This window comes from Neisseria sp. P0004.S004 (assembly GCF_051963335.1).
GTDB lineage: Bacteria > Pseudomonadota > Gammaproteobacteria > Burkholderiales > Neisseriaceae > Neisseria.
Map to the genome: position 1 here is coordinate 68,534 of NZ_JBQCUK010000004.1, position 24,934 is coordinate 93,467.

The 24,934-nt window shown below is 49.3% G+C and carries 21 protein-coding genes and 1 tRNA gene; 13 read left to right on the forward strand and 9 right to left on the reverse strand.

The features are described from left to right. Positions 1-220 precede the first annotated feature (220 nt). The 6 genes from pheS (at position 221) to accD (ending at position 6,458) form a co-directional block, all read left to right on the forward strand. Entirely contained in the window at positions 221-1,210 is a 990-nt protein-coding gene (gene pheS, locus ACTHRY_RS04500) for a phenylalanine--tRNA ligase subunit alpha (protein ID WP_188212369.1), read from the forward strand. 104 nt (positions 1,211-1,314) lie between these two features. Further along, the gene (gene pheT / locus ACTHRY_RS04505; protein WP_440374077.1) at positions 1,315-3,678 is read left to right on the forward strand and encodes a phenylalanine--tRNA ligase subunit beta; all 2,364 of its coding nucleotides are present in this window, start codon (positions 1,315-1,317) and stop codon (positions 3,676-3,678) included. 114 nt (positions 3,679-3,792) lie between these two features. Beyond that, complete coding sequence (locus tag ACTHRY_RS04510) at positions 3,793-4,095, forward strand: integration host factor subunit alpha (RefSeq protein WP_003680933.1); 303 nt, start codon at positions 3,793-3,795, stop codon at positions 4,093-4,095. Next, positions 4,079-4,426 carry a hypothetical protein gene (locus ACTHRY_RS04515; RefSeq protein ID WP_049322748.1) on the forward strand — a complete coding sequence of 116 codons (348 nt, stop codon included), beginning with the start codon at positions 4,079-4,081 and terminating at the stop codon, positions 4,424-4,426. The genes ACTHRY_RS04510 and ACTHRY_RS04515 overlap by 17 nt, the downstream gene beginning before the upstream one ends. 305 nt (positions 4,427-4,731) lie before the next feature. Further along, entirely contained in the window at positions 4,732-5,517 is a 786-nt protein-coding gene (gene trpA, locus ACTHRY_RS04520; protein WP_049322749.1) for a tryptophan synthase subunit alpha, read from the forward strand. A 74-nt stretch (positions 5,518-5,591) separates the two neighbouring features. Next, positions 5,592-6,458, forward strand: a complete 867-nt coding sequence (accD, locus tag ACTHRY_RS04525; protein WP_049322750.1) for an acetyl-CoA carboxylase, carboxyltransferase subunit beta — start codon at positions 5,592-5,594, stop codon at positions 6,456-6,458. A 59-nt stretch (positions 6,459-6,517) separates the two neighbouring features. On the opposite strand, the gene ACTHRY_RS04530 is transcribed toward accD, so the two are convergent. From ACTHRY_RS04530 to ACTHRY_RS04555, 6 genes are all read right to left on the reverse strand, one after another. Further along, positions 6,518-6,964, reverse strand: coding sequence for a GatB/YqeY domain-containing protein (locus tag ACTHRY_RS04530; RefSeq protein WP_036490300.1), 447 nt, complete (start codon positions 6,962-6,964; stop codon positions 6,518-6,520). A 102-nt stretch (positions 6,965-7,066) separates the two neighbouring features. Further along, positions 7,067-7,279 carry a 30S ribosomal protein S21 gene (gene rpsU, locus ACTHRY_RS04535; protein WP_003680926.1) on the reverse strand — a complete coding sequence of 71 codons (213 nt, stop codon included), beginning with the start codon at positions 7,277-7,279 and terminating at the stop codon, positions 7,067-7,069. 278 nt (positions 7,280-7,557) lie between these two features. Beyond that, positions 7,558-9,405, reverse strand: a complete 1,848-nt coding sequence (locus ACTHRY_RS04540) for a lytic transglycosylase domain-containing protein (protein WP_049322751.1) — start codon at positions 9,403-9,405, stop codon at positions 7,558-7,560. 178 nt (positions 9,406-9,583) lie between these two features. Then, a complete protein-coding gene (locus ACTHRY_RS04545) occupies positions 9,584-10,051 on the reverse strand; it encodes an FxsA family protein (protein ID WP_036490296.1) in 468 nt (155 codons plus the stop codon). A gap of 168 nt (positions 10,052-10,219) precedes the next feature. Beyond that, on the reverse strand, positions 10,220-11,737 hold the full coding sequence (locus tag ACTHRY_RS04550; RefSeq protein WP_440374090.1) for a polyamine aminopropyltransferase: 1,518 nt from the start codon (positions 11,735-11,737) through the stop codon (positions 10,220-10,222). Between the two features lie 124 nt (positions 11,738-11,861). Further along, positions 11,862-12,932 carry a porin gene (locus tag ACTHRY_RS04555; protein ID WP_049323490.1) on the reverse strand — a complete coding sequence of 357 codons (1,071 nt, stop codon included), beginning with the start codon at positions 12,930-12,932 and terminating at the stop codon, positions 11,862-11,864. Between the two features lie 325 nt (positions 12,933-13,257). Here ACTHRY_RS04555 and ACTHRY_RS04560 point away from each other — a divergent pair, with 325 nt between their 5' ends. The 5 genes from ACTHRY_RS04560 (at position 13,258) to ACTHRY_RS04580 (ending at position 20,513) form a co-directional block, all read left to right on the forward strand. Then, positions 13,258-14,877, forward strand: a complete 1,620-nt coding sequence (locus ACTHRY_RS04560; protein WP_049323491.1) for an ABC transporter substrate-binding protein — start codon at positions 13,258-13,260, stop codon at positions 14,875-14,877. Positions 14,878-14,952: 75 nt separating this feature from the next. Continuing rightward, positions 14,953-16,749, forward strand: a complete 1,797-nt coding sequence (locus ACTHRY_RS04565) for an aminopeptidase P family protein (RefSeq protein WP_049323493.1) — start codon at positions 14,953-14,955, stop codon at positions 16,747-16,749. Positions 16,750-16,982: 233 nt separating this feature from the next. After that, positions 16,983-17,903 (forward strand): oligopeptide ABC transporter permease OppB, encoded by a 921-nt coding sequence (gene oppB, locus ACTHRY_RS04570; RefSeq protein ID WP_036472303.1) that lies wholly within the window; start codon positions 16,983-16,985, stop codon positions 17,901-17,903. Positions 17,904-17,975: 72 nt separating this feature from the next. Beyond that, complete coding sequence (gene oppC / locus ACTHRY_RS04575) at positions 17,976-18,884, forward strand: oligopeptide ABC transporter permease OppC (RefSeq protein WP_003683112.1); 909 nt, start codon at positions 17,976-17,978, stop codon at positions 18,882-18,884. Positions 18,885-18,908: 24 nt separating this feature from the next. Beyond that, positions 18,909-20,513 carry an ABC transporter ATP-binding protein gene (locus ACTHRY_RS04580; protein ID WP_049323495.1) on the forward strand — a complete coding sequence of 535 codons (1,605 nt, stop codon included), beginning with the start codon at positions 18,909-18,911 and terminating at the stop codon, positions 20,511-20,513. Between the two features lie 85 nt (positions 20,514-20,598). On the opposite strand, the gene ACTHRY_RS04585 is transcribed toward ACTHRY_RS04580, so the two are convergent. The 3 genes from ACTHRY_RS04585 to yaaA form a co-directional block, all read right to left on the reverse strand. Beyond that, entirely contained in the window at positions 20,599-21,876 is a 1,278-nt protein-coding gene (locus ACTHRY_RS04585; RefSeq protein ID WP_049323497.1) for an aminotransferase class V-fold PLP-dependent enzyme, read from the reverse strand. Between the two features lie 651 nt (positions 21,877-22,527). After that, positions 22,528-22,618, reverse strand: a tRNA-Ser gene (locus ACTHRY_RS04590). Positions 22,619-22,697: 79 nt separating this feature from the next. Beyond that, positions 22,698-23,477 (reverse strand): peroxide stress protein YaaA, encoded by a 780-nt coding sequence (yaaA, locus tag ACTHRY_RS04595; RefSeq protein WP_440374078.1) that lies wholly within the window; start codon positions 23,475-23,477, stop codon positions 22,698-22,700. Positions 23,478-23,647: 170 nt separating this feature from the next. Here yaaA and ACTHRY_RS04600 point away from each other — a divergent pair, with 170 nt between their 5' ends. Together ACTHRY_RS04600 and ACTHRY_RS04605 are read left to right on the forward strand one after the other, a co-directional pair. Continuing rightward, a complete protein-coding gene (locus ACTHRY_RS04600; protein ID WP_049323501.1) occupies positions 23,648-24,037 on the forward strand; it encodes a RidA family protein in 390 nt (129 codons plus the stop codon). Positions 24,038-24,102: 65 nt separating this feature from the next. Next, on the forward strand, positions 24,103-24,933 hold the full coding sequence (locus ACTHRY_RS04605; protein ID WP_049323502.1) for a symmetrical bis(5'-nucleosyl)-tetraphosphatase: 831 nt from the start codon (positions 24,103-24,105) through the stop codon (positions 24,931-24,933). Position 24,934 lies beyond the last annotated feature (1 nt).

The following is a 24,934-nucleotide window of genomic DNA, read 5'->3' on the forward strand; positions in this document are numbered from 1 at the left end:
TATGCTTCCTTTTTTCTTTTTTGGAAGAAACTCTATGTAGTTGATTTTCTTTCTTTAAACTCTATTTTTTTATACTGATTTGCGATAAAATAGGCCCCTCTTATCAAACGGATTGGCCGCACTAATACAAAAGGCCGTCTGAACAGGTTTGCAATCAAACCCAACAGACGGCTTTGTTGTTTCAGACGGCCTGCCATCAACAAACAGACGATAAACTACTATGGAAAATGTAAACCGTATCGTTGCAGAAGGTATTGCCGCTATTGAAGCCGCGCAAGACTTCAATGCCTTAGAACAAATTAAAGCACGCTATCTTGGTAAAACCGGCGAATTGACCGGACTTTTGAAAACTTTGGGTCAAATGTCTCCTGAAGAGCGTAAAACCATAGGCGCGCACATCAACGAATGCAAAAATCAGTTTCAGACGGCCTTTAATGCCAAACGCGATGCTCTGAATGAAGCCAAGCTGCAAGCCCAATTGGCTGCAGAAGCCTTGGATATTACTTTGCCGGGCCGTGCGCAAGAATCTGGCGGTTTGCATCCGGTTACTTTGACTTTGCAACGTGTGGTTGAGCTGTTTCATGGTATGGGTTTTGAAGTGGCGGACGGCCCTGAAATCGAAGACGATTTCCATAATTTCCAAGCCTTGAATATTCCTGCAAATCACCCAGCGCGCGCGATGCAAGATACCTTCTACGTTGAAAACGGCGACGTTTTGCGTACACACACTTCGCCTATTCAAATCCGCTATATGCTCGACAAAAAAGAGCCGCCTATCCGAATTATTGCTCCCGGCCGCGTTTACCGTGTGGACAGTGATGCCACTCACTCGCCTATGTTCCATCAAGCCGAAGGTTTGTGGGTAGAAGAGGGTGTCACTTTTGCCGACTTAAAAGCAGTGTTCACTGACTTTATCCGTCGCTTCTTTGAACGCGATGACCTGCAAGTGCGTTTCCGTCCGTCTTTCTTCCCGTTTACCGAGCCTTCTGCCGAAATCGACATCATGGGCGAAAACGGCAAATGGTTGGAAGTAGGCGGTTGCGGTATGGTACATCCTAACGTATTGAAAAACGTCAATATCGACCCTGAAAAATATACCGGTTTCGCTTTCGGTATCGGTCTCGACCGCTTTGCCATGTTGCGCTACAACGTCAATGACCTGCGCTTGTTCTTCGATAACGATTTGAACTTCTTGAAGCAGTTTAAATAAATTTCAGATGGTCTTTTGATAGGCCGTCTGAAAAAGTGAATAGATATTACTGATTTCGTCTGATAAAAATTTGTTTCAGACGGCCTGATAGTAGAGAAAATAATATGCAATTTCCTTATTCATGGCTGAAAACCCAAGCCAATCCTGATCTTTCTGCCGATAAACTGGAACATCTTTTGACCATGGCCGGTTTGGAAGTGGAAGAAATCGATACTGCCGCCCCTGCTTTCAGTGGCGTGGTTGTTGCCGAAGTAAAATCCGTTGAGAAACATCCTGATGCAGACCGTTTGAACGTTACCCAAGTTGATGTCGGTACGGGCGAGTTGGTTCAGATTGTTTGTGGTGCGCCGAATGTCAAGCCGGGCATTAAAGTGCCGTGTTCGTTGCCGGGTGCCGTTTTGCCGGGCAATTTCAAAATTAAGCCGACTAAAATGCGCGGCGTACCATCAAACGGTATGCTGTGTTCGACCAATGAATTGGGTTTGCCTGATGATGGTGTAGACGGTCTGCATATTCTGCCCGAAGATGCGCCCGTCGGTACCAATATCCGCGAATACTTGGATTTGGACGATACGCTGTTTACGCTGAAAATTACGCCTAACCGCGCTGATTGCTTGAGTGTTAAAGGTATTGCGCGTGAAGTTTCTGCGTTGACGCAATGTGCGTTTACGCCTGTCGAAATTCAGACGGCCTCTATCGGCAGTAAGAAAAAACAGGCTGTCCGTATTGACGCACCGGAAGACTGCGGCCGTTTTATCAGCCGCGTTATTGAAAATGTCAATGCGAAAGCGGCTACTCCCGATTGGATGAAACAACGTTTGGAACGCAGCGGTATCCGCAGCATTTCCGCATTAGTGGACATTGGTAACTATGTCATGCTGGAAATTGGTCAGCCGATGCATGTTTTCGATGCCGATAAGCTGTCGGGCAGTTTGATTGTCCGCCGTGCTCAAAATGGTGAGACTTTGGTGTGCCTGAATGAGAAGACGGTTACTTTGGCTGACAATACACTGGTGGTCGCTGATGAAAAAGGTGTGTTGAGCTTGGCCGGTCTGATGGGCGGCGAAGCAAGTGCGGTTTCTGATGAGACGCAAAATATTGTATTGGAAGCTGCTTGGTTTGCTCCTGAGATTATTGCCGGTAAATCCCGTCAATACGGTTTTGGTTCGGATTCTTCTTTCCGCTTTGAACGCGGTGTGGATTACCGCTTGCAAGCTGATGCCATTGAGCGTGCTACCGAATTGGTGTTGCAGATTTGCGGTGGCGCGGCCGGTGAAATGGTTGAGGCACAAGGCAAATTGCCTGAGGCAAAACAGGTCGAATTGCGTTTGGGCCGTCTGAAAACGGTATTGGGCGTTGAAATTTCTGCCGAGCAAGTCGAAATTATCTTGCAACACTTGGGTTTGCAGCCTGAGAAAACCGTAGAAGGCTTCCGTGTCACTTCTCCTAGCTTCCGTTTCGATATTGAAATTGAAGCCGATTTGATTGAAGAAATCGGCCGTGTTTACGGTTATGAAAATATTCCTGACGACTATACTTCAGGCCGTCTGAAAATGTTGGCATTGCCTGAAACCAAACGCCCGCGTTTTGCGGTTTATAATGAAATGGCGGCACGCGGTTACCGCGAAGTGGTCAGCTATGCGTTTGTGGATGAGCAATGGGAGCAAGACTTTGCTGCCAATACCCATCCTATCCGCCTGCAAAATCCGTTGGCGGCGCAGTATGCCGTCATGCGTTCTACGCTTATTGGCGGTTTGGTGGAAGTTTTGCAAAACAATTTGAACCGTAAGCAAAACCGTGTACGCGTATTTGAAATTGCTCGCGTGTTCAGCAAAGATTCGGCTGATCAATTTGTTCAAAACGAAAGTATCGGCGGTTTGTGGTATGGCTCCGTGTTGCCTGAGCAATGGGGCGAGAAAACACGCAACGTAGATTTTTACGATATGAAAGCCGATGTTGAGAGCCTCTTGAAAAACAAAGAAGTATCCTTTGTTAAGACCGAACATCCTGCATTGCATCCTGGTCGTGCCGCCAATATCGTTTCAGACGGCCAAATAGTTGGTTTTGTTGGCGAGTTGCATCCGAAATGGCTGCAAAAATATGATTTGCCACAAGCGCCGCTGGTATTTGAAATTGATATGGATGCGGTATTGGGTCGTGAGAAAACCCGTTATCAGCCCGTATCCAAATTCCAACCTGCACGCCGAGATTTGGCATTTGTAATGCCTGAAGCTGTGACGCATGATGATTTGTTAAATGCCCTAAAAGCGGCGGCGAACAAGCTGGTTCAAGAAATCAGCGTGTTTGACGTTTACCGCGGTACGGGCGTGCCTGAAGGCATGAAGAGCGTTGCCGTCAAAATCATTTTGCAAGATATGGAAAACACGCTGACAGATGAAGTCATCGAGCCTTTGGTTGCGAAAATGATTAAAGCGGCAGCCGAAAAAGACGCACAGCTTCGCGCTTAAAATAAGATAAAAGTTGTCGCCAAAAATTGCCAATAATATTTAATTTTTTGGTGAGGACTTGATTTTTAAAAGAATTTTGGTAATAATTGCACCAGTTTGAATGAAGGTAAACACATGACACTAACTAAAGCAGAATTGGCTGATATTTTGGTCGACAAAGTCAGCAACGTCACCAAGAATGATGCCAAAGAAATCGTCGAGCTCTTTTTTGAAGAAATCCGCAGCACTTTGGCGCGTGGTGAAGAAATTAAAATTTCCGGTTTCGGTAATTTTCAATTGCGCGACAAACCTCAACGCCCTGGCCGTAACCCTAAAACAGGCGAAGAAGTGCCGATTACCGCACGCCGTGTGGTAACTTTCCATGCCAGCCAAAAACTCAAAGGCATGGTGGAGCATTACTATGACAAACAACAATAATCCGGTTATTCCTGCCAAGCGTTATTTTACGTTGGATGAAATGTGCCAATTGTTGCAAATCAGCCCGGCTCAGTTTGCTCAATGGCAACATGAAAATAATGTTGTGATTGGATACGGTGGCGATCGATATACGCGCTCAGATGTAGTTAAGTTGTTGAAACTGAAAGATACGTTTGAACCGTATATCGATACATTCAGCCGTGGCGCTTTGGATGCAAACGGTAATCCTGCCGCTAATGCGGAAGAAGTCCGTCATGGTCTGGTGCAGATTTTGTCTGATTTGGAGCGTCATCTAGGTTCTGAACAACAAAACCACCATGTCAAGCCGTAATCGATAAGGAAATTGTGATCAAAAGTGCGAAGGCATACAAAGATTTGCATGATTGATTATTGTAAAGGCTGTTTGAATTGTTTTCAGACGGCCTTTATTGTTTTATATTGCTTTCAAAATATCAGAATCTTGATTGCAAATGATTCTATGAAATAGCCGTAAATGTTATACTTAGCCTCTTGTTTGCCGATTGGGAAAAGTGGCCATTTGTTTTTGCGGCAGACTAAGTTTTTTACAATAAATGTAACGGCAGAATAGATTAGGCTGTCGGACAACATTCAAATCGATGAAATGGATAGCAGAAAATGAGCAGAATCCAACAAACTTTCTCAGCACTCAATGGCGCAAAAGCACTTATTCCTTATATTACGGTGGGTGATCCCAACCTTGAGACGACCCTGGCATTGATGCACAGCCTGGTGGCTAACGGTGCCGATATTTTGGAATTGGGTGTGCCGTTTTCTGACCCGATGGCGGATGGTCCGACCATTCAGCGTGCGGCCGAAAGGGCGTTGGCAAATCATGTTTCTTTGCACGACGTGTTGGAAACAGTACGTTTGTTCCGTCAAACCAATGATAAAACGCCGATTGTGTTAATGGGCTATTTGAACCCAGTACATAAAATGGGTTATCAAGCGTTTGCACAAGCGGCTGCCGACGCGGGCGTAGATGGCGTGTTGACTGTGGATTCCCCGGTAGAAACCATTACCCCGCTACATGACTCGTTGAAAGCACAAGGTATTGATTGTATTTTCCTTATTGCGCCGACAACAACTGAAGAGCGTATTCAAACGATTGCCAAAGTAGCTGGTGGTTTTGTGTATTATGTATCGCTCAAAGGTGTAACCGGTGCGGCAAGTTTGGATACTGAAGAAGTTTCGCGTAAAATAGAGCTTTTGCGCAAATATATTAATATTCCGATCGGTGTCGGCTTCGGCATTAATAATGCGGAGAGTGCGCGTAAAATTGGCGCGGTAGCGGATGCCGTTATTGTCGGCAGCCGTATCGTCAAAGAGATTGAAAGCCACGCAGGTAGCGAGGCTGAAGCGGTAGGCGTGTTGGTTAAAGAGTTGAAAGACGCGATTCGCTAAATTTTTTATTCCATTGTTTCAGACGGCCTTACATTCAATAGGCCGTCTGAATTCTGAATTCCAAGGAGTCATTCATGAGCTGGCTAGATAAAATTCTTCCTCCGAAAATTAAAAACCGAAGCAGTTCGTCCAGCGTCCCTGAAGGCCTGTGGCACAAATGTCCGTCTTGTTCGGCAACGGTTTATTCAACCGAGTTGAAGCAAAACAGCGAAGTCTGCCCGAAATGTAATCATCACAATCCGCTTTCTGCGCGCGAACGTTTGAATCTGCTTTTGGATGAAGAAGGCCGTGAAGAGATTGCAGCCAATATTAAACCGACCGACCCGCTGAAATTCAAAGACAGTAAAAAATATCCCGACCGCCTCGCGGCTGCGCGTAAAGCAACCGGCGAAGACGATGCATTGGTTGTTATGAGAGGCACCATGAACGGCCTGCCTGTCGTTGTGGCTGCATTTGAATTCCGTTTTATCGGCGGCTCTATGGGCTCGGTTGTGGGCGAGCGTTTCGTTCAGGGGGTACGCCGTGCCGTTGCAGATAATTGTTCGTTTATTTGCGTGGCAGCTTCCGGTGGTGCGCGTATGCAGGAAGGGGTCAACTCTTTGATGCAGATGACGAAGACCAGCGCGGCTTTGCATTTGCTGACTGAAAAACGTCTGCCGTTTATTTCCGTATTGACCGACCCGACCATGGGCGGCGTGTCTGCCAGCTTTGCTTTCTTGGGTGATGTGGTTTTGGCAGAACCTAATGCGCTGATTGGTTTTGCCGGTCCGCGCGTTATCGAGCAGACTGTACGCGAAACCTTGCCGGAAGGTTTCCAACGTGCAGAATTTTTGTTGGAGAAGGGCGCAATCGACCAAATCGTCGATCGCCGTTCCATGAAAAAACGTATCAGCGATTTGATTACCTTGTTGCGTCATGAGGACAAAGTAACCGCTGCTTGATGGGCATAATAAAAAAGGCCGTCTGAAAATCATTTTTCAGACGGCCTTTTGTTTGACGATTAGGCAGTCAATGCGGCTTTCAAAACCTTGTTAACTTCACCCATGTCGGCTTTGCCGGCCAGACGGGTTTTCAATACACCCATGACTTTGCCCATATCGGCCATGCCTGATGCACCGGTTTCTGCAACAGCTGCTTCCACGGCAGTTTTGATTTCTTCTGCGGACATCATTTGCGGCAGGTAGCGGTTGAGGATTTCGATTTCCGCGTTTTCTTTGTCAGCCAAATCTTGGCGGCCGGCTTCAGTATAGATTTTGGCGCTGTCTTTGCGCTGTTTCACCATTTTGGTCAGAATGGAGATGACTTTGGCGTCATCGGCCTCGGTGCGCTCGTCTACTTCAAATTGTTTGATGGCGGCATTAATCAGGCGGATGGTGCTTAAAGATACTTGGTCTTTGGCACGCATGGCGGTTTTCATGTCTTCGGTTAATTGTGTTTTTAGGCTCATAATGTTCTCACTTTATATCAATAAAAAGATGCCGTCTGAAAAACAAAACACACCGCAAAGCTGCCCTTGCGGTGTGTCGTTTATCACAGGGCAGGCCTGTAATTAGTACATTTTAGGAGGCAGTTGTTGGCTGCGCAGACGTTTTTGCAGACGTTTTGCTGCAGCAGCTTTTTTGCGTTTGCGTTCGGTAGTTGGTTTTTCGTACGCTTCACGGGCGCGCAGTTCGGTCAACAGACCGGTTTTTTCTACGGCACGTTTGAAACGACGCATGGCAACTTCAAATGGTTCATTCTCTTTAACACGAATAGCTGGCATTTTATTTCCTTTAAATTTTGTTCAATCAAACCGTTTTTAAGAAATAGGGGACGGTTTGTCATAATGGGGTAGTTGTTGTATCGCTGGTTTGCCGAGGGCAGGGCGGGATACGCGCCGTGATGTAAACATCACCTCCTAACAAGTCGGCTTTTGCCGTGCAAGTGACCTTTTCGGTCCGAAATAATCGGGCGATTATCTTATAAACCCGATAGTCTGTCAAGATTGCAGGCCGTCTGAACGTTTGATTCTGTCTCACTTTTCAGACGGCGTATCGGGTATTAATAACGGCCGGGAACTGTACCCATACGTTGTTTCAACGAAGTTTGCGGTTCGTTGAACAATGACGCGTAATAAGTCGCATTGGTCATGACTTTTTTCACGTAATCGCGGGTTTCGGTGAATGGGATGGTCTCGGCGTAAATCGCGCCTTCCAAAGGCGAAGAAGCCTGCCAGTTGCGGGCGCGGCCTGGGCCGGCATTGTAGCCTGCGGTGGCCATTACTTCGTTATTTTGCAGGCGGCGTTTGGCATCTGCCATGTACCAAGTACCCATGCGGATGTTGCCGTCCATGGTGTAGAGTTCGCTGCTGCTCATGCCGATTTTGCCGGCGATTTCGCGGGCGGTCGCAGGCATGACCTGCATCAGGCCTTGTGCGCCGACGCTGGATTGTGCGCCCATGACAAAGCGGCTTTCTTGGCGAATCAAACCGTAAACCCAAGCGGGATCGATGCCTGCTTGCGAGGCGTAGCGGACGGTCAGGTCTTTAAACGGAGAGATATAGCGCAGTTTGTAGTTGAGCTTGTGGTCGGTACGGTCTGCGCTGTTGATTGCCATGTCATAGAACTGGTTGTCAAAAGCGACTTGTGCGGCAGTCAGCAGGTTGTCTTCGTTGAAGTCGCGGGTGGCAAAACGCCATTCTGCCTGTGCCTGACGGCGCATTTTGGAGTCGCCGTTGCTTTGGCTGTTTTTAAACAAAACCAATGCGCGTTTGATGGCGCCGTCTTCGCTCATGCGACGGACATCTTTGGCATCGGCATCGGCAACGTTGTTGCGCGTATTGATGCGGCGGCCCAGCTCTTCACCTGCCAATACAGCGTAGAAATTGCGGCCGGAAGCGGCGGCTTTTTCATACATTTCTTTGGCTTGGCCGCTTTTGCCTTGTGCCGCAAAGCTGCGGCCCAGCCAATATTGCCATGTCGGGTCTTTTTGCAGTTTTTCAGGCATATGTTGAATCACGCTTGCCAATTCGTCCCAACGTTGCAGGCGCAAAGCGGCGCGTGCGTACCATTCCAATTGCTCGTCGGTCAGTTGCTTGCGGTCGGAAACGCGGCCGTAGTAGCTCAAAGCAGTCGGCATGTTTTGGCTTTGTGCATGGTAGTGGCCTAATACGCCCCATGCGAAGCTGCGTTGTTCGCGGCTGAGGCCGGATTCCATGTCGGACAGGGTAGCGGCGGCAGAAGCGGATTTGCGTGCATCTTTGCCGATTACGCTCAACAGGCTGTATTCGGTCGCACCTTGCGCACCACCTTCAAACGGGCTGCCCAATGCGGCGGCGAGGTTGCGTGCATCCGTGGTTTGGCTGTTGCTCAACAAGCCGCGCACGCGACGCCATGCGTCGTTGGTGTTCAGACGGCCTGAAGCTGCCGCGCTTTCAACCAAGCGGGTACAACCTGCAGGCAGTTTACCGGTCACGCGAACCAGCTCGGCGGCTTTGCTGTAATTTCCGCTGCTCAAATCGGCATAACATTGCACTTCTTGTGCGACGCCGGCGGCATTCAATTTGCTGAATTCTTGACGGAACAAATCCCACTGGCCGCGCGCGCCCAAGGTTTTCAGCCATTCGTTGCGGACGTTTTCAGCCATTGCGCTGTCGCTGGCTTGGGATAAAAATTGTTGTACCCAAGCATCGTCACCGCGTTTGGCGGCATCGATGGCGCTTTGGTATTGGCTGTAATCGGACAGGACTTTGGATTCGCTGTCGGCGCGGCGTGAAGGAATAGAAGTGGATTTAGGCTGAACGACGCTTTCGGTTTTCGAAGCAGTCGGTGTGTTTTGGGTGGCGCACGCCGATAAAACAGCGGCGGTAATCAAGCTGAGGGAGAGAGGGAAAAGACGTTGAACGTTCATTGGATACCGTGTCGTTTTTAGAATCAAAATAGCTGCTTATTTTAAATGATTTATGCGGAATAACCGAATTACAAACCGATATTTACATTTTCAAAGCCCGGAAATGACTAAGGCCGTCTGAAATATGAAACACTTTTGAGGTATTCCTAATTCAGACGGCCTGTTATGAAGGAAGTCGTCAATCGGGTTTGTGCTCGATATAGTCTTGCGGTTTATCGGCTTTGCCGGTGCGCGTAACCGTGTATTCGCCTTCGATAATGTCTTCATCATCTTTGGCTGGGCCGTAAGTCTGACGGCTTTGGAAAGACTGTGCAGAAGAAACGGGCGTATTGCCTTTAAACGGAATCAGTAAGAGCAGGGCGACGGCGGTTGAAATAAAACCGGGGCTGAGCAGGAAAACCGCGGCGGCGGTATAGCGAATCGGCCACAGCATTTGATAGAGGGAAATGTTTTGGCCGCTGCGGACGGCTGCACCTGCGAGCAAAAGGCCGGAAATGCCGGTATGGCGCAGCATAAAGATACCGCTGATAAAGCTGACGGCCATCACAAACAGCGTCCAGCCGCCGCCTATCCAGTCGGCAACCCAGACGATGGACATGATTTCCAAAAAGATTAAAACCAAAAAACCGATTCCAAAATACTGCATAAGTGTTTGTTCCTTCATTCAACGGATAGTGTCGATTGTGTTTTATCTAGATAAAGATAAACCTTATTTTTTCAAGCAAATGCTGTGTGAAAAAGGGTAAACGGGCGATGAGGCCGTCTAAACGGAGATAAAAACGAAGACAGATGTTTCAGACGGCCTTTAGATATTCTATCGCATCACATTGTTCCAATCGCTTTCAAAATAACTGACGAGAATTTGGTTGTTCAAATAATTTGCTTCAACCTTGCGCCTTGCCATATCGGGCGGAAAACGGAACATTTCGGCGGCGGTTTGGGCGTTCAGATAACGCGTGGGGACGTCGAATTTTTGCGGGACGGGGAATTGCTTATCAAATCCTGCCAGCACAAATCCCCATTCGCCAAAGGAGGGGACGTAGACATGATAGGGCGCGGTGTTCAACTTGGCCGCTTCGAGGGTGGCAACGACCGACCAGTAGGCATTGGGTGCGAAATAAGGCGAAGTCGATTGCACAACAATCTTGCCCTGCGGCTCAAGATGGCGGGCAACGAGGCGGTACATGGGGACGGAGTAGAGTTTGCCCAGCGAGAAATTGGAGGGATCAGGCAGGTCGATGATGATGACGTCGAATTTTTCAGACGACCTTTCCAGCCATTTGGCGGCATCGTCATTGACGACGTGCATTTTGGGATGGGACAGCGAACCTTGATTGAGCGCGCTTAAGGTGGCGGAGGTTTTAAAAGTAGCAGTCATGTCGGGGTCGAGATCGACCAAAGTAACATTTCTGACCTGCGGATATTTCAAGACTTCGCGTGCCGCCAAGCCGTCGCCGCCGCCGAGAATCAGGACGCGTTCGGCATTGGGAACCATCTGCATGGCGGGCAGAACGAGTGCTTCGTGGTAACGGGCTTCGTCACGTGAGGAGAATTGCAGGTTGCCGTTGATGTAGAGGCGGGTGTCGTCTTTCCAGCGGGTCACGACGAGCCGCTGGTAGGGCGAGTGGCTTTGATAAACGACGGGATCGCCAAAATAGCTTTGTTCGGCTTTGAAGGAAATGCGGTCGGCGTAGGCGAAGATGATGGCGAGGATGGACAAGACAATCAGCGCACGCAGGCGGATGGCGCGGTAGCGGGGCAGTTCGGCTTTAAACACGCGCGCGGTCAGATAGGCGACGGCGGCGTTGAAAATGCCGAACAAGAGGGCGGAACGCGCCATGCCGAGTTTGGGGGCGAGCAGGAGCGGAAATAATAACGAGACGGCAAGTGCGCCCAAGTAGTCGAAGGTCAATACTTTGGAAACGAGTTCTTTAAATTCCGCCCCTTTTTGGTTTAACACGCGCATAACCAACGGGATTTCCATGCCGACAACCGCACCGACAATCAGCACAAAAGCGTAGAGCAGGGTGCGGAAAGGGGCAGCGGATAAACCGAAGGCCACAAATAATGCGAGCGCGGAAATGCCGCCGATGACGCCGACCAGAAGTTCGATTTCGATAAAGCGGTGCAATACGTCTTTATCTTTGATGTATTGGGTCAGGTGCGCGCCTATGCCCATCGAGAAAAGATAAAGTCCGATGACGGAGGAAAACTGCAAAATACTGTCACCCAAAAGATAGCTTGCAAGCGCGGCGATGATGAGCTCGTAAGCGAGGCCGCAGCTGGCGACGATGAAAACAGAGATAATGAGGGTGCGGTGGGCATTCATGATGACGTTTTTGTGGCTTGAGTGTGGGCAATGTAATGATTTTTAAGGTGGGCTGCAAGTTTATTTATAGGATGTAGAAAAGGCCGTCTGAACGAATTGTTTCAGACGGCCTTTAATCTGTCAGGCATTAATAGCGGTGTTTGAATACCATGCCCACTGCGTAAGAAGATTTTTTCGGCAAATCTTCGTCGTATTTCGGATTGACACTTTCTTTCAACCAGCCGGCGCCGAGTGTGGCGGTCGTCCGTTTGGAGAAGCTGTAATCGGTGCTGACGGCGACGTGTTTGTAGTTTTCGCCGATGGAGCTTTTACCGTAGGCAAAGCCGATTTGAGGTTTGAAATTACCGATTTTATATGAACCCGACACCATAAATTCTTTGGTGTTGTTGATTTCTTTGTCGTAAGAACCGGCTACGTTGCCTGCCGCATCTTTCCATACGCCCCAGCAGCTGAAGCCGTCGCAAGTGTTTTTGGCGTATTGGAACGCGGCATCAACGGAGATTTTGTCTTTGCTGTATCCGGCCATGAAAGCGTGGGCTTGGAAGTCTTTGGTTTCGGTTGGGGAGTCGTTGGGTGCGTATTCGGCAGCGTAGTGCGCGTTAAAGCCGTTGTTGGGGTGGTAGTAGTCCACGCCCCAGCCGAAGACCCAGTCGCCGTCACGTTTTTTGTCCGGATTCCAGTCGTTGTTGTTGCGCGCGGCATTGGAACCTGGGGAGACGTTGAATTTGAATTGGAAACCGTTTTTCCAAGGCGATTCATAAGCCATGGAAACGCGGCGTTGGCCGAAACGGGAAATTTTGCCGAATTCCAAAATCGGGCTGTTGGTGTCGAAAGGGTTCAGATAGATGCTGTTCATAGGGGTACTGATGTAACCCATTTTGACGGTGCCGAGGTTTTTGTAACTGTTGAGCGCAACGTATGAGTCGGCAGTACCCCAGCCGCCCCAGCGGTCGGAATCGAAGTAAATAAAGGAGCCAAGTTGCCATTTCAACCATAAGTCGTTGTTGAGCGGTACTTCATCGGAGAGATAAAGACTGGAACTTTTATCGGAAATGGTTGTAGAGGTTACACCGGTTTTATTGTTGTGTTCGACCTCGGTCATGATGTAGATGGTACCGCTCATTTTAGGTTCGGCGTGGGCGAAGCTTATGGAAGAGCCGATGAGGGTAGTGGCAACAAAACAAGATAACTTGTTCATTTTGTTCTCCTTTTATGTCTTTTTCTTAATTGGGGACGGGAAATTCGGATAATCTTATTTGACAAATTATAAAAAATCAATACATTTGTAACTTATCGTAGGATAAATTGAAAAATAGTTTTCAGTTACGTATTTTTGTGTTAATTTGCCGACAATCTTGGACGACTGCTTTTATTTCGATGGTATAGGTAGTTTTAAACACTATTTTTATATCTGAAAATAGAGGATTCAACTGGGTTTAAAAACCTCAAATATTTGTAGTTAAGTGTAGTTTGAATAATCAGGCCGTCTGAAAAAGAAGAATACCCAAAAGAAGGAATGAAATATGGCCGGAAAAACCTATCCGCTGTTGGCTGCATCATTGGCTGCCGTATTTGCGTTGTCGGCGTGCAGCCGCGATGTCAAACCCGCCCCTGAGTTTAAGCGTACGGATTATGAGCGCGTGGTGGTCAGCAACGGCGTTGAGCCGGGCACGCTGGACCCACAGATGAGCGGCGATATGGCGGCCGGTGCGATTATCCGCCAGCTGATGGATGGTTTGGTCGGTACGGATGCCGAAGGCAAAACCATTCCTGCTTTGGCGGAAAGATGGGAAAGCAAAGGCGAGCGTGTCTGGACTTTCCATCTGCGTGATGCCAAATGGAGCAATGGCGATCCGATTACCGCCGAGGATTTTGTGTACAGCTTCCGCCGTCTTGCCGATCCGGCCACGGGTGCACCTTTCGGCAGCTATTTGGTCGATGCCCAAGTGGAAAATGCGGAAGATATATTAAACGGCAAAGCCAAGCCTGAGACATTGGGTGTTAAGGCGTTGGACGCAAAAACCCTGCAATTTACGCTGATTGCGCCCGTACCTTATTTCCCCGATATGCTGATTCAGCAATTCACGTTTCCGGTGCACCGCGCCACTGTCGAAAAATACGGCAACAAGTGGACGCAACCCGGTCATTATGTTTCCAGTGGCGCTTATCTGTTAAAGGATTGGAAAGTCAACAGCCACATCAATATGGAACGCAATCCTAATTATTACGATAAAGACAAAGTGGCTATTCCGAAGGCGGTTTTCCTGTCAGGCAGCGGCGAGTACAACCGTTATCGCGCCAATGAAATTGATGTAACTTACGGCATTCCCAGCGATCAGGTTAAAGTGGCGGATATTGAGTTTCCGGGACAAGTGAAACGTACGACTTCTTTGTGCAGCTGGTATTTGGAGCCGAACCACGAAGCGGCGCCGTTTAATGATCCGCGCGTCCGCAAGGCGCTCAATATGCTGACGCGCCGCGACATCGTCGTCAAAGTGGGCGGCCGTGGCGATACGCCTGCGTTCCAGTTAACACCGCCGCAAATGCAGGGCGTGATTCCTGTTTATCCGGAGTGGAAAGAGTGGACGCCTGAAAAACGCATCGAAACCGCACGCAAACTGTTGAACGAAGCAGGCTACAACGATGACCATCCGCTTGAGTTCGATATTTTGTACAGCACCAGCGAAGCATCTAAAAAACAAATCACTGCCGTGCAGTCGGTGTGGAAGGCCGCCATTCCGTTTATCCGTCCGACTTTGTCCAATGAGGAATGGAAAACGTATTTGGATACGCGCGCGCAAGGTAATTTCAAGGTTTCGTTCAGCGGCTGGTGTTCCGATTTCAACGATCCGGCAGGTATGCTCAATATCTTGAAATCCAACAACTCAAACAATGCATTCCGCTACAAAAGCGCGGCGTTTGACGCATTTATGAACAATACGCTGAAAGATGGCGTCAGCAAGGAAGCGCGCAGCCAGCTCTATGCCGATGCGGAGAAGCAGCTTCAAGAAGACGCTGCGCTGATTCCGCTGTATCATCAGGTTGAAGTGCGTATGGTCAAACCTGATATTATCGGCTATTCCGACAAAGACCCTTTGCGGAACTACACGGTCAAGAGCTGGTCGTTCGCACCGAAAAAATAGATTGATGATAGACAGCACAAATTTTCAGACGGCCTTGATGACAGGGGCCGTCTGAAACAATAGGAGACATAACACATGAAATCTGTACAACAACGTTTGTCCGCTTTACGCGAAGCCATGAAAAAACATGGTGTGGACGCGTTTGTCATTCCTTCCGCCGATCCGCACCTTTCCGAATACCTGCCCGAGCATTGGCAGGCACGCCGCGATTTTTCCGGCTTTACCGGTTCGGCCGGCACTTTGGTGGTGACCGCCGATAAAGCAGGCGTGTGGACGGACAGCCGCTATTGGGAACAGGCCGGCCAACAGCTTGCGCCAAACGGCATCGAGCTGCAAAAAATGGGCGTTGATGCGCCTTATACCGAGTGGTTGGCACAAAATCTGCCCGAGGGTGCAGTGGTCGGTGCGCCTGCCGATATGTTCGCACTCAGCGGCGAGCGCGGTTTGAAACAGGCACTTGCCGCCAAAAACATCCGCCTCGAATATCCTGAAACCTTGTTGGACGAAGTGTGGGACGATCGTCCTGCATTGCCGACTCCGGAAATCTACGTTCACCATCCCGACTATGTTTCCGAAACTGCGGCCGAAAAACTGGCCCGCATCCGTGCGGCCATGAAAGAGCAGGACGCAGATGCACATTTGGTTTCTTCTTTAGACGACATCGCTTGGATTACCAATCTGCGTGGCGATGATGTGCCGTTCAACCCCGTGTTCTTGTCCCATTTGTTTATCAGCCAAGACAAAGCCGTATTGTTTACCGATGCAGGCCGTCTGAAAGCCGAATCTGCCGAAGCTTTAAAAGCGGCAGGTTTTGAAGTATTGCCTTATGCGCAAGCGGCAGACTATTTGGCAGGCGTTAAGGGCGCATTGCTGATTGATCCGAACAAAACTGCTGTCGGTACTTTGCGCCGCCTGCCTGAAGACGTTCGTTTGATTGAAGCCATCCACCCAAGCACATTCTTCAAATCAGTCAAATCCGATGCCGACATCGCCCATATCCGCAATACCATGGCGGAAGACGGCGCGGCATTGTGCGGCTTCTTTGCCGAGTTTGAACAAATCTTGGCAGACGGCGGCGAATTGAGCGAGCTGGACATCGACGGCATGCTCTACAAACACCGTAGCCAACGTCCCGGCTTTATTTCGCCAAGTTTCGACACCATCGCCGGCTACAATGCCAATGCCGCCTTGCCTCATTACAGCGCAACACCGGAAAACAACAGCAAAATCAAAGGCGACGGTATGCTGCTGATTGACTCCGGCGGCCAATACTGGGGTGGTACGACCGACATCACGCGCGTGGTGCCTGTCGGCAATCCGAGTGCGGCCATGAAGCGCGATTACACTTTGGTGCTGAAAGCGCATATTTCTCTGGCGGAAACCATTTTCCCTGAAAACATCAAAGGCCCGATGATTGATGCTATCTGCCGCAAATCGCTCTGGCAGGCGCAATGCGATTACGGTCACGGTACAGGCCATGGCGTTGGCTATTTCCTCAATGTGCATGAAGGTCCGCAAAGCATTGCCGTTGCCGCCGTGCCGCAACCGCATCACGCGATGAAGTCAGGCATGCTGACTTCCAACGAGCCGGGTCTTTACCGTCCGGGCAAATGGGGCATCCGTATTGAAAGCCTGGTCATCAACCGTCCGGTTGAAAACCCAGAGGAAACCGAGTTCGGCAAATTCCTGTATTTCGAAACCGTTACCCTCTGCCCAATCGATACGCGCCTGATCGATACCAAACTGATGACCGGCAGCGAAATCGAATGGCTGAATCAATATCACGCCGAAGTGCGCCGCCGTCTTGAGCCTTTGACAGAAGGCGCGGCTAAAGCATGGCTGATTGAACGCACCGAACCTTTGGCGCGTTAACGTGAAAGGCCGTCTGAAACGGCGGATACAAAGTTTCAGACGGCCTTATAACAACAATTATCTAAAAACTAAAAAAACCTTACCCGACTCCGAATAAAAACAATAACCCGGTCGGAATAGAGAGAGAAACCGGCGCGGCGACGTTACAGATGCCTGCTGCCATTCATTCGATTTCCGCTTCAGGTCAGCTTTGTTTTCACGAGTCCGGTATGTTCAGACAGGACAGCCTGATTATGTTGAAATTCATCATCAAACGGATATGTGCTTCCATCCCGACCATGCTGGTGTTGATTACCGTATCGTTTTTTCTGATGCGGCTCGCACCGGGCAGCCCGTTCACGGGCGAACGCAATTTGCCGCCTGCGGTCATGGCCAACATCGAAGCGAAATATCACCTCAATGATCCGATGTACCTCCAATATTTCCACTACCTCAAGCAGTTGGCGCAGGGGGATTTGGGGCCGTCGTTCAAATATAAAGATTTCAGCGTTAATGAGTTGCTTGCCCAATCCCTGCCGGTATCGGCAGAACTTGGCTTCTATGCCTTTTTAATCGCCGCCATCTTCGGCATGTTTATCGGCATTATCGCCGCCTTAAAACAAAACAGCTGGCTGGATTATTCGCTGATGAGCGGCGCGATGACCGGTATCGTCGTTCCCAGTTTTGTGATGGCGCCGGTATTGGTGCTGGTGTTTGCCGTCAGACTGCAATGGCTGCCTGCGGGCGGCTGGAACGATGGTGCACTGATGAACTTGATTTTGCCCGTTGTTACTTTGTCCATTGGTTATGTGTCCAGTATCGCGCGGATTACGCGCGGCGCGATGATTGAAGTGTTGAACAGTCCCTTTATCCGCACGGCACGCGCCAAAGGCCTGCCCATGAGCCGCATCATTCTGCGCCATGCGCTGCGTCCCGCCATGCTGCCGATTGTTTCTTTCTTAGGTCCGGCATTTGTCGGCATCATTACCGGCTCCATTGTGATTGAAAACGTGTTCGGTATTCCCGGCGTCGGACAATTGTTTGTCAACGGCGCGCTCAACCGCGACTACGGCATGATTTTGGGTTTGACGATTTTGGTCGGCATTATGACCATTTTGTTCAACGCCATCCTCGATATTCTGTATGCCATTATTGACCCGAAAATCCGTTATTAATCCCATTTGCGCAAAGGCCGTCTGAAACGTTCAGACGGCCTGAAGAAAGAATAAAAAGCGAGAGAGAACATTATGTTATTCAAAAAGAAGCAGACTCAGGCCCTCGCAGAGGCAGCAGAATACGCCCAAGTACACGGCAAAAGCCTGTGGAGCGACGCATGGCGGCGGTTTAAACAAAACAAAGCGGCGGTGTACAGCATTATCATCCTGTTGCTGATCAGCATTTTTGTGATTGTGGCGCCATGGATTGTCCGCTACACCTACGACTTCACCGACTGGGACAATATGCAGATTCCGCCGTCCTTTTCTACCCATCACTATCTGGGTACAGATTTGCTCGGCCGCGATTTGCTGTCGCGCGCGGCAACCGGCGGACGTATTTCCTTGCTGGTCGGTGTGGCCGGCGCATTGGTGGCCGTTGTCATCGGTACGCTTTACGGCGCGATTGCCGGCTTTATCGGCGGTAAGCTCGATTCGCTGATGATGCGCTTTTTGGAAATTTTGAACGCGTTTCCATTTATGTTTTTCGTGATTCTGCTGACTACATTCTTCGGTCGCAACCTGCTTTTGATTTTTGCCGCCGTGGGTTTGGTGTCTTGGTTGGACGTGGCGCGTATCGTGCGCGGTCAAACCTTGAGCTTGAAGCATAAAGAGTTTGTCGAAGCGGCGCGTGTGAGCGGCGTGGCAAAACGTAAAATCGTAACGCGCCACATTATTCCGAATGTTTTGGGCGTGGTGATGGTGTATGCCTCATTGTTGGTACCGGGCATGATTATGTTTGAATCCTTCTTGAGCTTCTTGGGCTTGGGTGTGCAAGAGCCTATGACCAGTTGGGGTTCGATGCTGCAAGAAGGCGCGATTTCGATGGAAGCCGCACCATGGCAGCTGCTCGTACCGAGTTTCTTCCTGGTAACCACTTTGTTCTGTTTCAACTTTATCGGCGACGGCCTGCGCGATGCGCTTGATCCGAAAGACCGCTAAACCACAACCAAAAGGATAATCAAAATGACAAAACAGTTACTGGTTGTAGAAAATCTGGACATCAATTTCGAACTGCATGAGAAAACCGTGCACGCCGTGCGTAATGTCAGCTTTAAAGTGGCAGAGGGCGAAACATTGGCTTTGGTTGGCGAATCCGGTTCGGGCAAGTCGGTAACGTCCATGTCCATCATGCGTCTGCTGCCTGAAAAATTTGCCCGATACAGCAAAGATTCGCGTATTACGTTTGACGGCATTTCCATTTTGGACGCCGATGAGAAAACCTTACGCGATTTGCGCGGCAACCGCATCAGCGTGATTTTCCAAGAGCCGATGACTTCCCTCAATCCGTTTATGCGTATCGGTACGCAGCTGATTGAAGCGGCGCGGGTACACAATAAAAAGCTCGGCAAAAAAGAGGCAGGACAAAAAGCATTGGCATTGTTGCAACGGGTTGGCATCAAAGAAGCCAAACGCCGCATGAAGCAGTATCCGCACGAGTTTTCCGGCGGTCAGCTGCAACGCATCATGATTGCTATGGCGCTCATCAATGAACCCGACCTGCTGATTGCCGACGAGCCGACCACCGCTTTGGATGTAACCATTCAAGCCGAGATTCTCGATTTGCTCCACGACTTGCAACAGCAAATGGGCATGGCGATTATCTTCATTACCCACGATTTGGGTTTGGCGGAACACTATTCCAAAACCGTCTGCGTCATGCGCAACGGCGAAATTGTCGAGCGCGGCAAAATCAAAGAAGTATTTGCCCATCCGAAACACGAATATACTGCCGAACTCATCAATGCCATTCCCAAAGGCATGAAAGAGCCGGAAGAAAACAATGCCGGTGTGTTAATCGAAGCCGATAATGTCCATGTTTCTTTCGTATTGAAGCAAAACTTTTTCGGCAAACCGCTCAAAACTTTTGACGCCGTCAAAGGCATCAGCCTCAAAATTAAAAAAGGTGAAACATTGGGCGTCGTCGGCGAGTCCGGTTCCGGCAAATCCACGCTGGGCAAAGCCGTCATGCAGATGCTGCCTTATACCGGCAATATTTCCTTTGAAGGCAAAGACCTGAAAAACTATACCGCCGAAGAAGCACGCCGTCTGAAATCGCAACGGCAAATTGTGTTCCAAGATCCGTTCGGTTCGCTTTCCCCGCGTCTGACCGTTGGTGAAATTATCGGCGAAGGTTTGACGGTTCATCATCCTGAAATGACCAAAAAAGAACGCATCCTACGCGTTTTGGAAGTCATGAAGGAAGTGTCCCTGCCGCTTGACGCGCTCAACCGTTATCCGCACGAATTCTCCGGCGGCCAGCGTCAACGTATCGCTATTGCACGCGCCGTTATCCTGCGCCCGAAATTCATCCTTTTGGACGAGCCAACCTCTGCGCTTGACCGCTCCGTACAATCCAAAGTGGTCGAACTTTTGCGCGATTTGCAGAAGAAATACGGCCTGACTTATATGTTCATCAGTCATGATTTGTCTGTCGTGCGCGCTGTCAGCGATAATGTGATTGTGATGAAGCAGGGCGAAATGGTTGAGTACGGCAGCGCGGATCAGATTTTCCACCATCCGCAAAACGATTACACCAAACGTTTGATTAACGCCGCATTTGATTTGTAGAAAAGGAAAAAGGCCGTCTGAAAAGAAGTTTTCAGACGGCCTTTTTAAGCGGAGACTTTTTCCATCTAATTAGCGCTGCTATTGCTTATGCCTGTGCGGCATCCAATGCCTGCGCCAAGTCGACAAGCAAATCGTCGATATGCTCGATACCCACGCTCAGACGTACCATGTCGGGACTGACGCCCGCTGCGGCGAGTTCTGCATCGTCAAGCTGACGGTGGGTCGTTGTAGCAGGATGGGTAGCCAGCGATTTGGCATCGCCGATATTCACCAAGCGCAGGAAGAGTTGCAGGGCATCAATGAACTTCGCTCCGGCTTTACGACCGCCTTTAATACCAAAACTCAGCAAACCTGAGGCTTTTCCGCCGTAGTCGCGGTCAATCAAGGCTTTATACGGACTGTCGGGCAGGGCGGGATAGTTCACCCATTCGACCTGCGGATGTTTATTTAAGAATTCGGCTACTTTTAGGGCATTTTCGCAATGACGCTCCATACGCAGGGCGAGGGTTTCCAAACCTTGAAGCAGTAAAAATGCGCTGTGCGGAGACAGGGCGGCACCGGTATTACGCAATGGAACGACGCGGGCGCGGGCGATATAGGCCGCCGCACCAAAATGTTCGCAGTAGTTTACACCGTGGTAAGACGGATCAGGCTGATTGAAGTTTTTTTCAAAACGCGGATTGCCTGCCCATTGGAATTTACCGCCGTCGATAATGGCACCGCCAATCGTTGTGCCGTGGCCGCCGATGTATTTGGTCAGGGATTGGATAACGATGTCGGCGCCGTGTTCGATGGGTCGGAACAGCGTGGGCGTAGCGACGGTATTATCTACCATTAAAGGCAGCCCTTGAGCGTGCGCGGCTTGGGCAAATGCTGGAATATCGACGACATTGATGGCGGGATTACCGATAGATTCGCAATACACCAGCTTGGTGCGGCTGTCGGTATTGGCGGCGATTTCTTCGGGCTTGGCCGGATCGATAAAGCGTACTTCTATGCCTTGGCGCGGCAGGCTGTGGGCAAAGAAATTGTATGTGCCTCCGTAGAGGGTTTTGGTTGCAATGATGTTGTCGCCTGCTTCAACCAAAGTTTGAACGGCATAGGTAATTGCCGCCATACCGCTGGCGACAGCCAATGCGGCGATACCTCCTTCCAAACGGGCAACGCGTTCTTCCAAAACGGCAGTGGTCGGATTCATGATACGGGTGTAGATATTGCCCGCTACATCAAGGTTGAACAAGTCTGCGCCGTGTTGCGTGTTGTCGAAAGTGTAGGAAGTGGTTTGGTAAATGGGGACAGCAGCGGATTTGGTAGTCGGTTCGGATTGATAGCCTGCATGCAGTGCAATGGTTTCCCGTTTCATTTAAATATCCTTGTAGCAATTAAATAATGATAAATAGAGGCCAGCAGATTCAGATTTGAAGGGCAAACTTTCCATAACGGAAAAGTTTGGATGCAGCAACATACGGTCTCTCCTATAAGAAAGATTACCATGAGCGACACGCAACTGACCCAAGAAGAACGATACCACATTCAAGACCTGTCCTGCCACCACACCATCATCGAATGACACTCCATCTAAACACTGCTTACCGCAATCTTCTCCAAGATAACAGCAACGGCGGTACGCTGTGGCAACAGCTCAGAATATGCAGCAAATCCTACTGTAAACGATACGGTAGTACATAGACTTGAGGCAAAATGCACGATCGCGTCGGCATAGAAAACGCCCCTCTATTGTCGAGCAAAAATTCTGTATTGGTGATGGGTAGGCCGATACCATTGACGGCAAAGATCAGAAAAGCGGATACCTTTGCAAAAATCCCCCAAATTCCTAAATGTCTGGGTAGGACTTTAGGGATTTGGGGGAATTTTAAAGGTATTAGGCCGTCTGAAACTGCGTTATAGAAAGTTTCAGACGGCCTTTACGGTATTCTTTGGATTTGAAAATAAAAAAAGACTTGAATCATCAAGTCTCGCATTTCATTTTCACTAGATAAAAAAATATCAAGAATGGCGGAAGCGGTGAGATTCGAACTCACGGAGGGCTATCAACCCTCGACGGTTTTCAAGACCGTTGCATTAAACCGCTCTGCCACGCTTCCATTCTTGAAGCCGTAATATTAATGGAACTTACGGCCCTTGCCAAGAGGTATTTTAGAAAAAATATCTAGTATTCTGTTTTTATTTAGATTGTTTTTCACGCATGAATACCCATTCGGCTTCGTTTGAAGCTGCTTCATTGAATGAATAGCCTTCGTAGTCAAAATTTTTCAGCATTTCAGGATCGGTAATGCCGTGTTCTGCCGCGTAGCGCACCATCAAACCGCGCGCACGTTTGGCGTAGAAGCTGATGATTTTGTATTTGCCGTTTTTCTCGTCTTTGAAAATCGGCGTAATCAGGCGTGCGTTGAGTTTTTTGGTGTTGACGGATTTGAAATATTCTTGTGAGGCGAGGTTGATTAAAACGTCGCTGTCGGCCTGCTTCAGCGTTTGGTTGAGCAGGTCGGTAATTTTATCGCCCCAAAATTCGTAGAGATTTTTGCCGCGCGAGTTGGCAAAGGCCGTACCCATTTCCAAGCGGTAGGGCTGCATCAAGTCGAGCGGGCGCAGTACGCCGTATAAGCCGGAGAGCAGGCGGACGTGTTGTTGCAGGTAGTCGATTTGTTCCGGTTTGAGCGTATCGGCGGCGATGCCTTCATAGACGTCGCCGTTGAACATAAATACGGCCTGTTTAGCGTTTTCAGGGGTAAACGGCGTGTGCCATACGGCATTGCGTTCAGCATTGAGCAGGGCGATTTTGTCGGAAACATGCATCAGCCTGGCGATTTGTTGAGGGGCAAGCTGGCGCAACTCCTGCATCAGGATTTCTGCTTCGGACAGAAGGTCGGGCTGGGTAAAGCTGCTGACGGGTGAGGGGGCTTTTTCGTTGAGGTTTTTGGCTGGGGATAAGACAAAAAACATAATAATTTCGGCTTTGAAATGAATAATGTGTGGGATTGTAGGTTTAAAATCGGGGAAGAACAAGACGGGATAAACGCATTAATTGAATGCTTTTATTGAAACGTATTTCTGTTGAAAGTAAAATTCGAAGCTTCCACCTGATTCTGACATTTCTACTTGAGGAGAATATCATGTCTAAAACCATTATCCATACCGACAAAGCCCCTGCCGCGATTGGTGCATACAGCCAAGCAGTCCGCGCAGGTGATACGGTTTATATGAGCGGTCAGATTCCTTTGGATCCGGCTACGATGACTGTGGTCGGCGATGGCGACTTCCGCGCCGAAGCAGTGCAAGTATTTAAAAACCTGCAAGCCGTAGCCGAAGCGGCCGGCGGTTCGCTGCAAGATATCGTCAAACTCAATGCTTATTTGACTGATTTGGCCAACTTTGCCGCATTCAATGAAGTGATGGCTGAATTTATCGAACAACCTTTCCCTGCACGTGCGGCAGTTGGCGTGGCCAGCCTGCCTAAAGGCGTTCAGGTTGAAGCAGAGGCAGTATTGGTTTTAAATGCATAATTGATGTTTTCAGACGGCCTGGGCTTGAGGTCGTCTGAAAATAATAACAACGGAAAACAATAATAATGGCACATTACGCAATCGGAGACATTCAAGGCTGTTTTGACGAGCTGACTTTGTTGCTTGCCAAAATCGGCTTTAATCATGGTACGGATACCCTTTGGCTGGTCGGCGATATTGTCAATCGCGGCCCGAAGTCCTTGGAAACCCTGAAATTTGCCAAAGAGCATGACAGCAGTGTGCAAATGGTTTTGGGTAATCATGATTTACATCTTTTGGCAGTCGGTTGCGGTGAAGGAACGCTCAAGCGCAGTGATACGGTTGAGCCGATTTTGACCCATCCCGATAGTCATGCCATGCTTGACTGGCTGCGTCATCAACCGCTTTTGGTGCGCGGCGATAGACATGTGATGGTGCATGCCGGTATTTTGCCGCAATGGTCGGTTGATAAGGCTGAAAGTCTTGCCCGTGAAGCTGAGGATGAGTTGCAAGGTAAAAAATACAGGAAATTTTTTGGCAAAATGTACGGCAACAAGCCGACCGAGTGGACGGACGATTTGACAGGCTACGAGCGCCTGCGGATGATTGTTAATGTCTTTACGCGTATGCGTGCGCTGACGTACAAAGGCGAATTGGATTACGAATATAAATCCACTTTGAAGAAGATGCCGCTTTACCTGCGCCCTTGGTTTAAAGCGCCTGATAGGCAGAATTTGGATTATATTACCGTGTTCGGGCATTGGTCGTCGTTGGGCTACGTTAACACAGACCAAGTGATTGCTTTGGATACCGGCGCGTTGTGGGGCGGAGAGCTGACAGCGGTCAATTTGGATACCAATGAAGTGATACAGGTACCGTCATTAGGCGGATTGGACTGGAAAACAGCATTAAAATAGT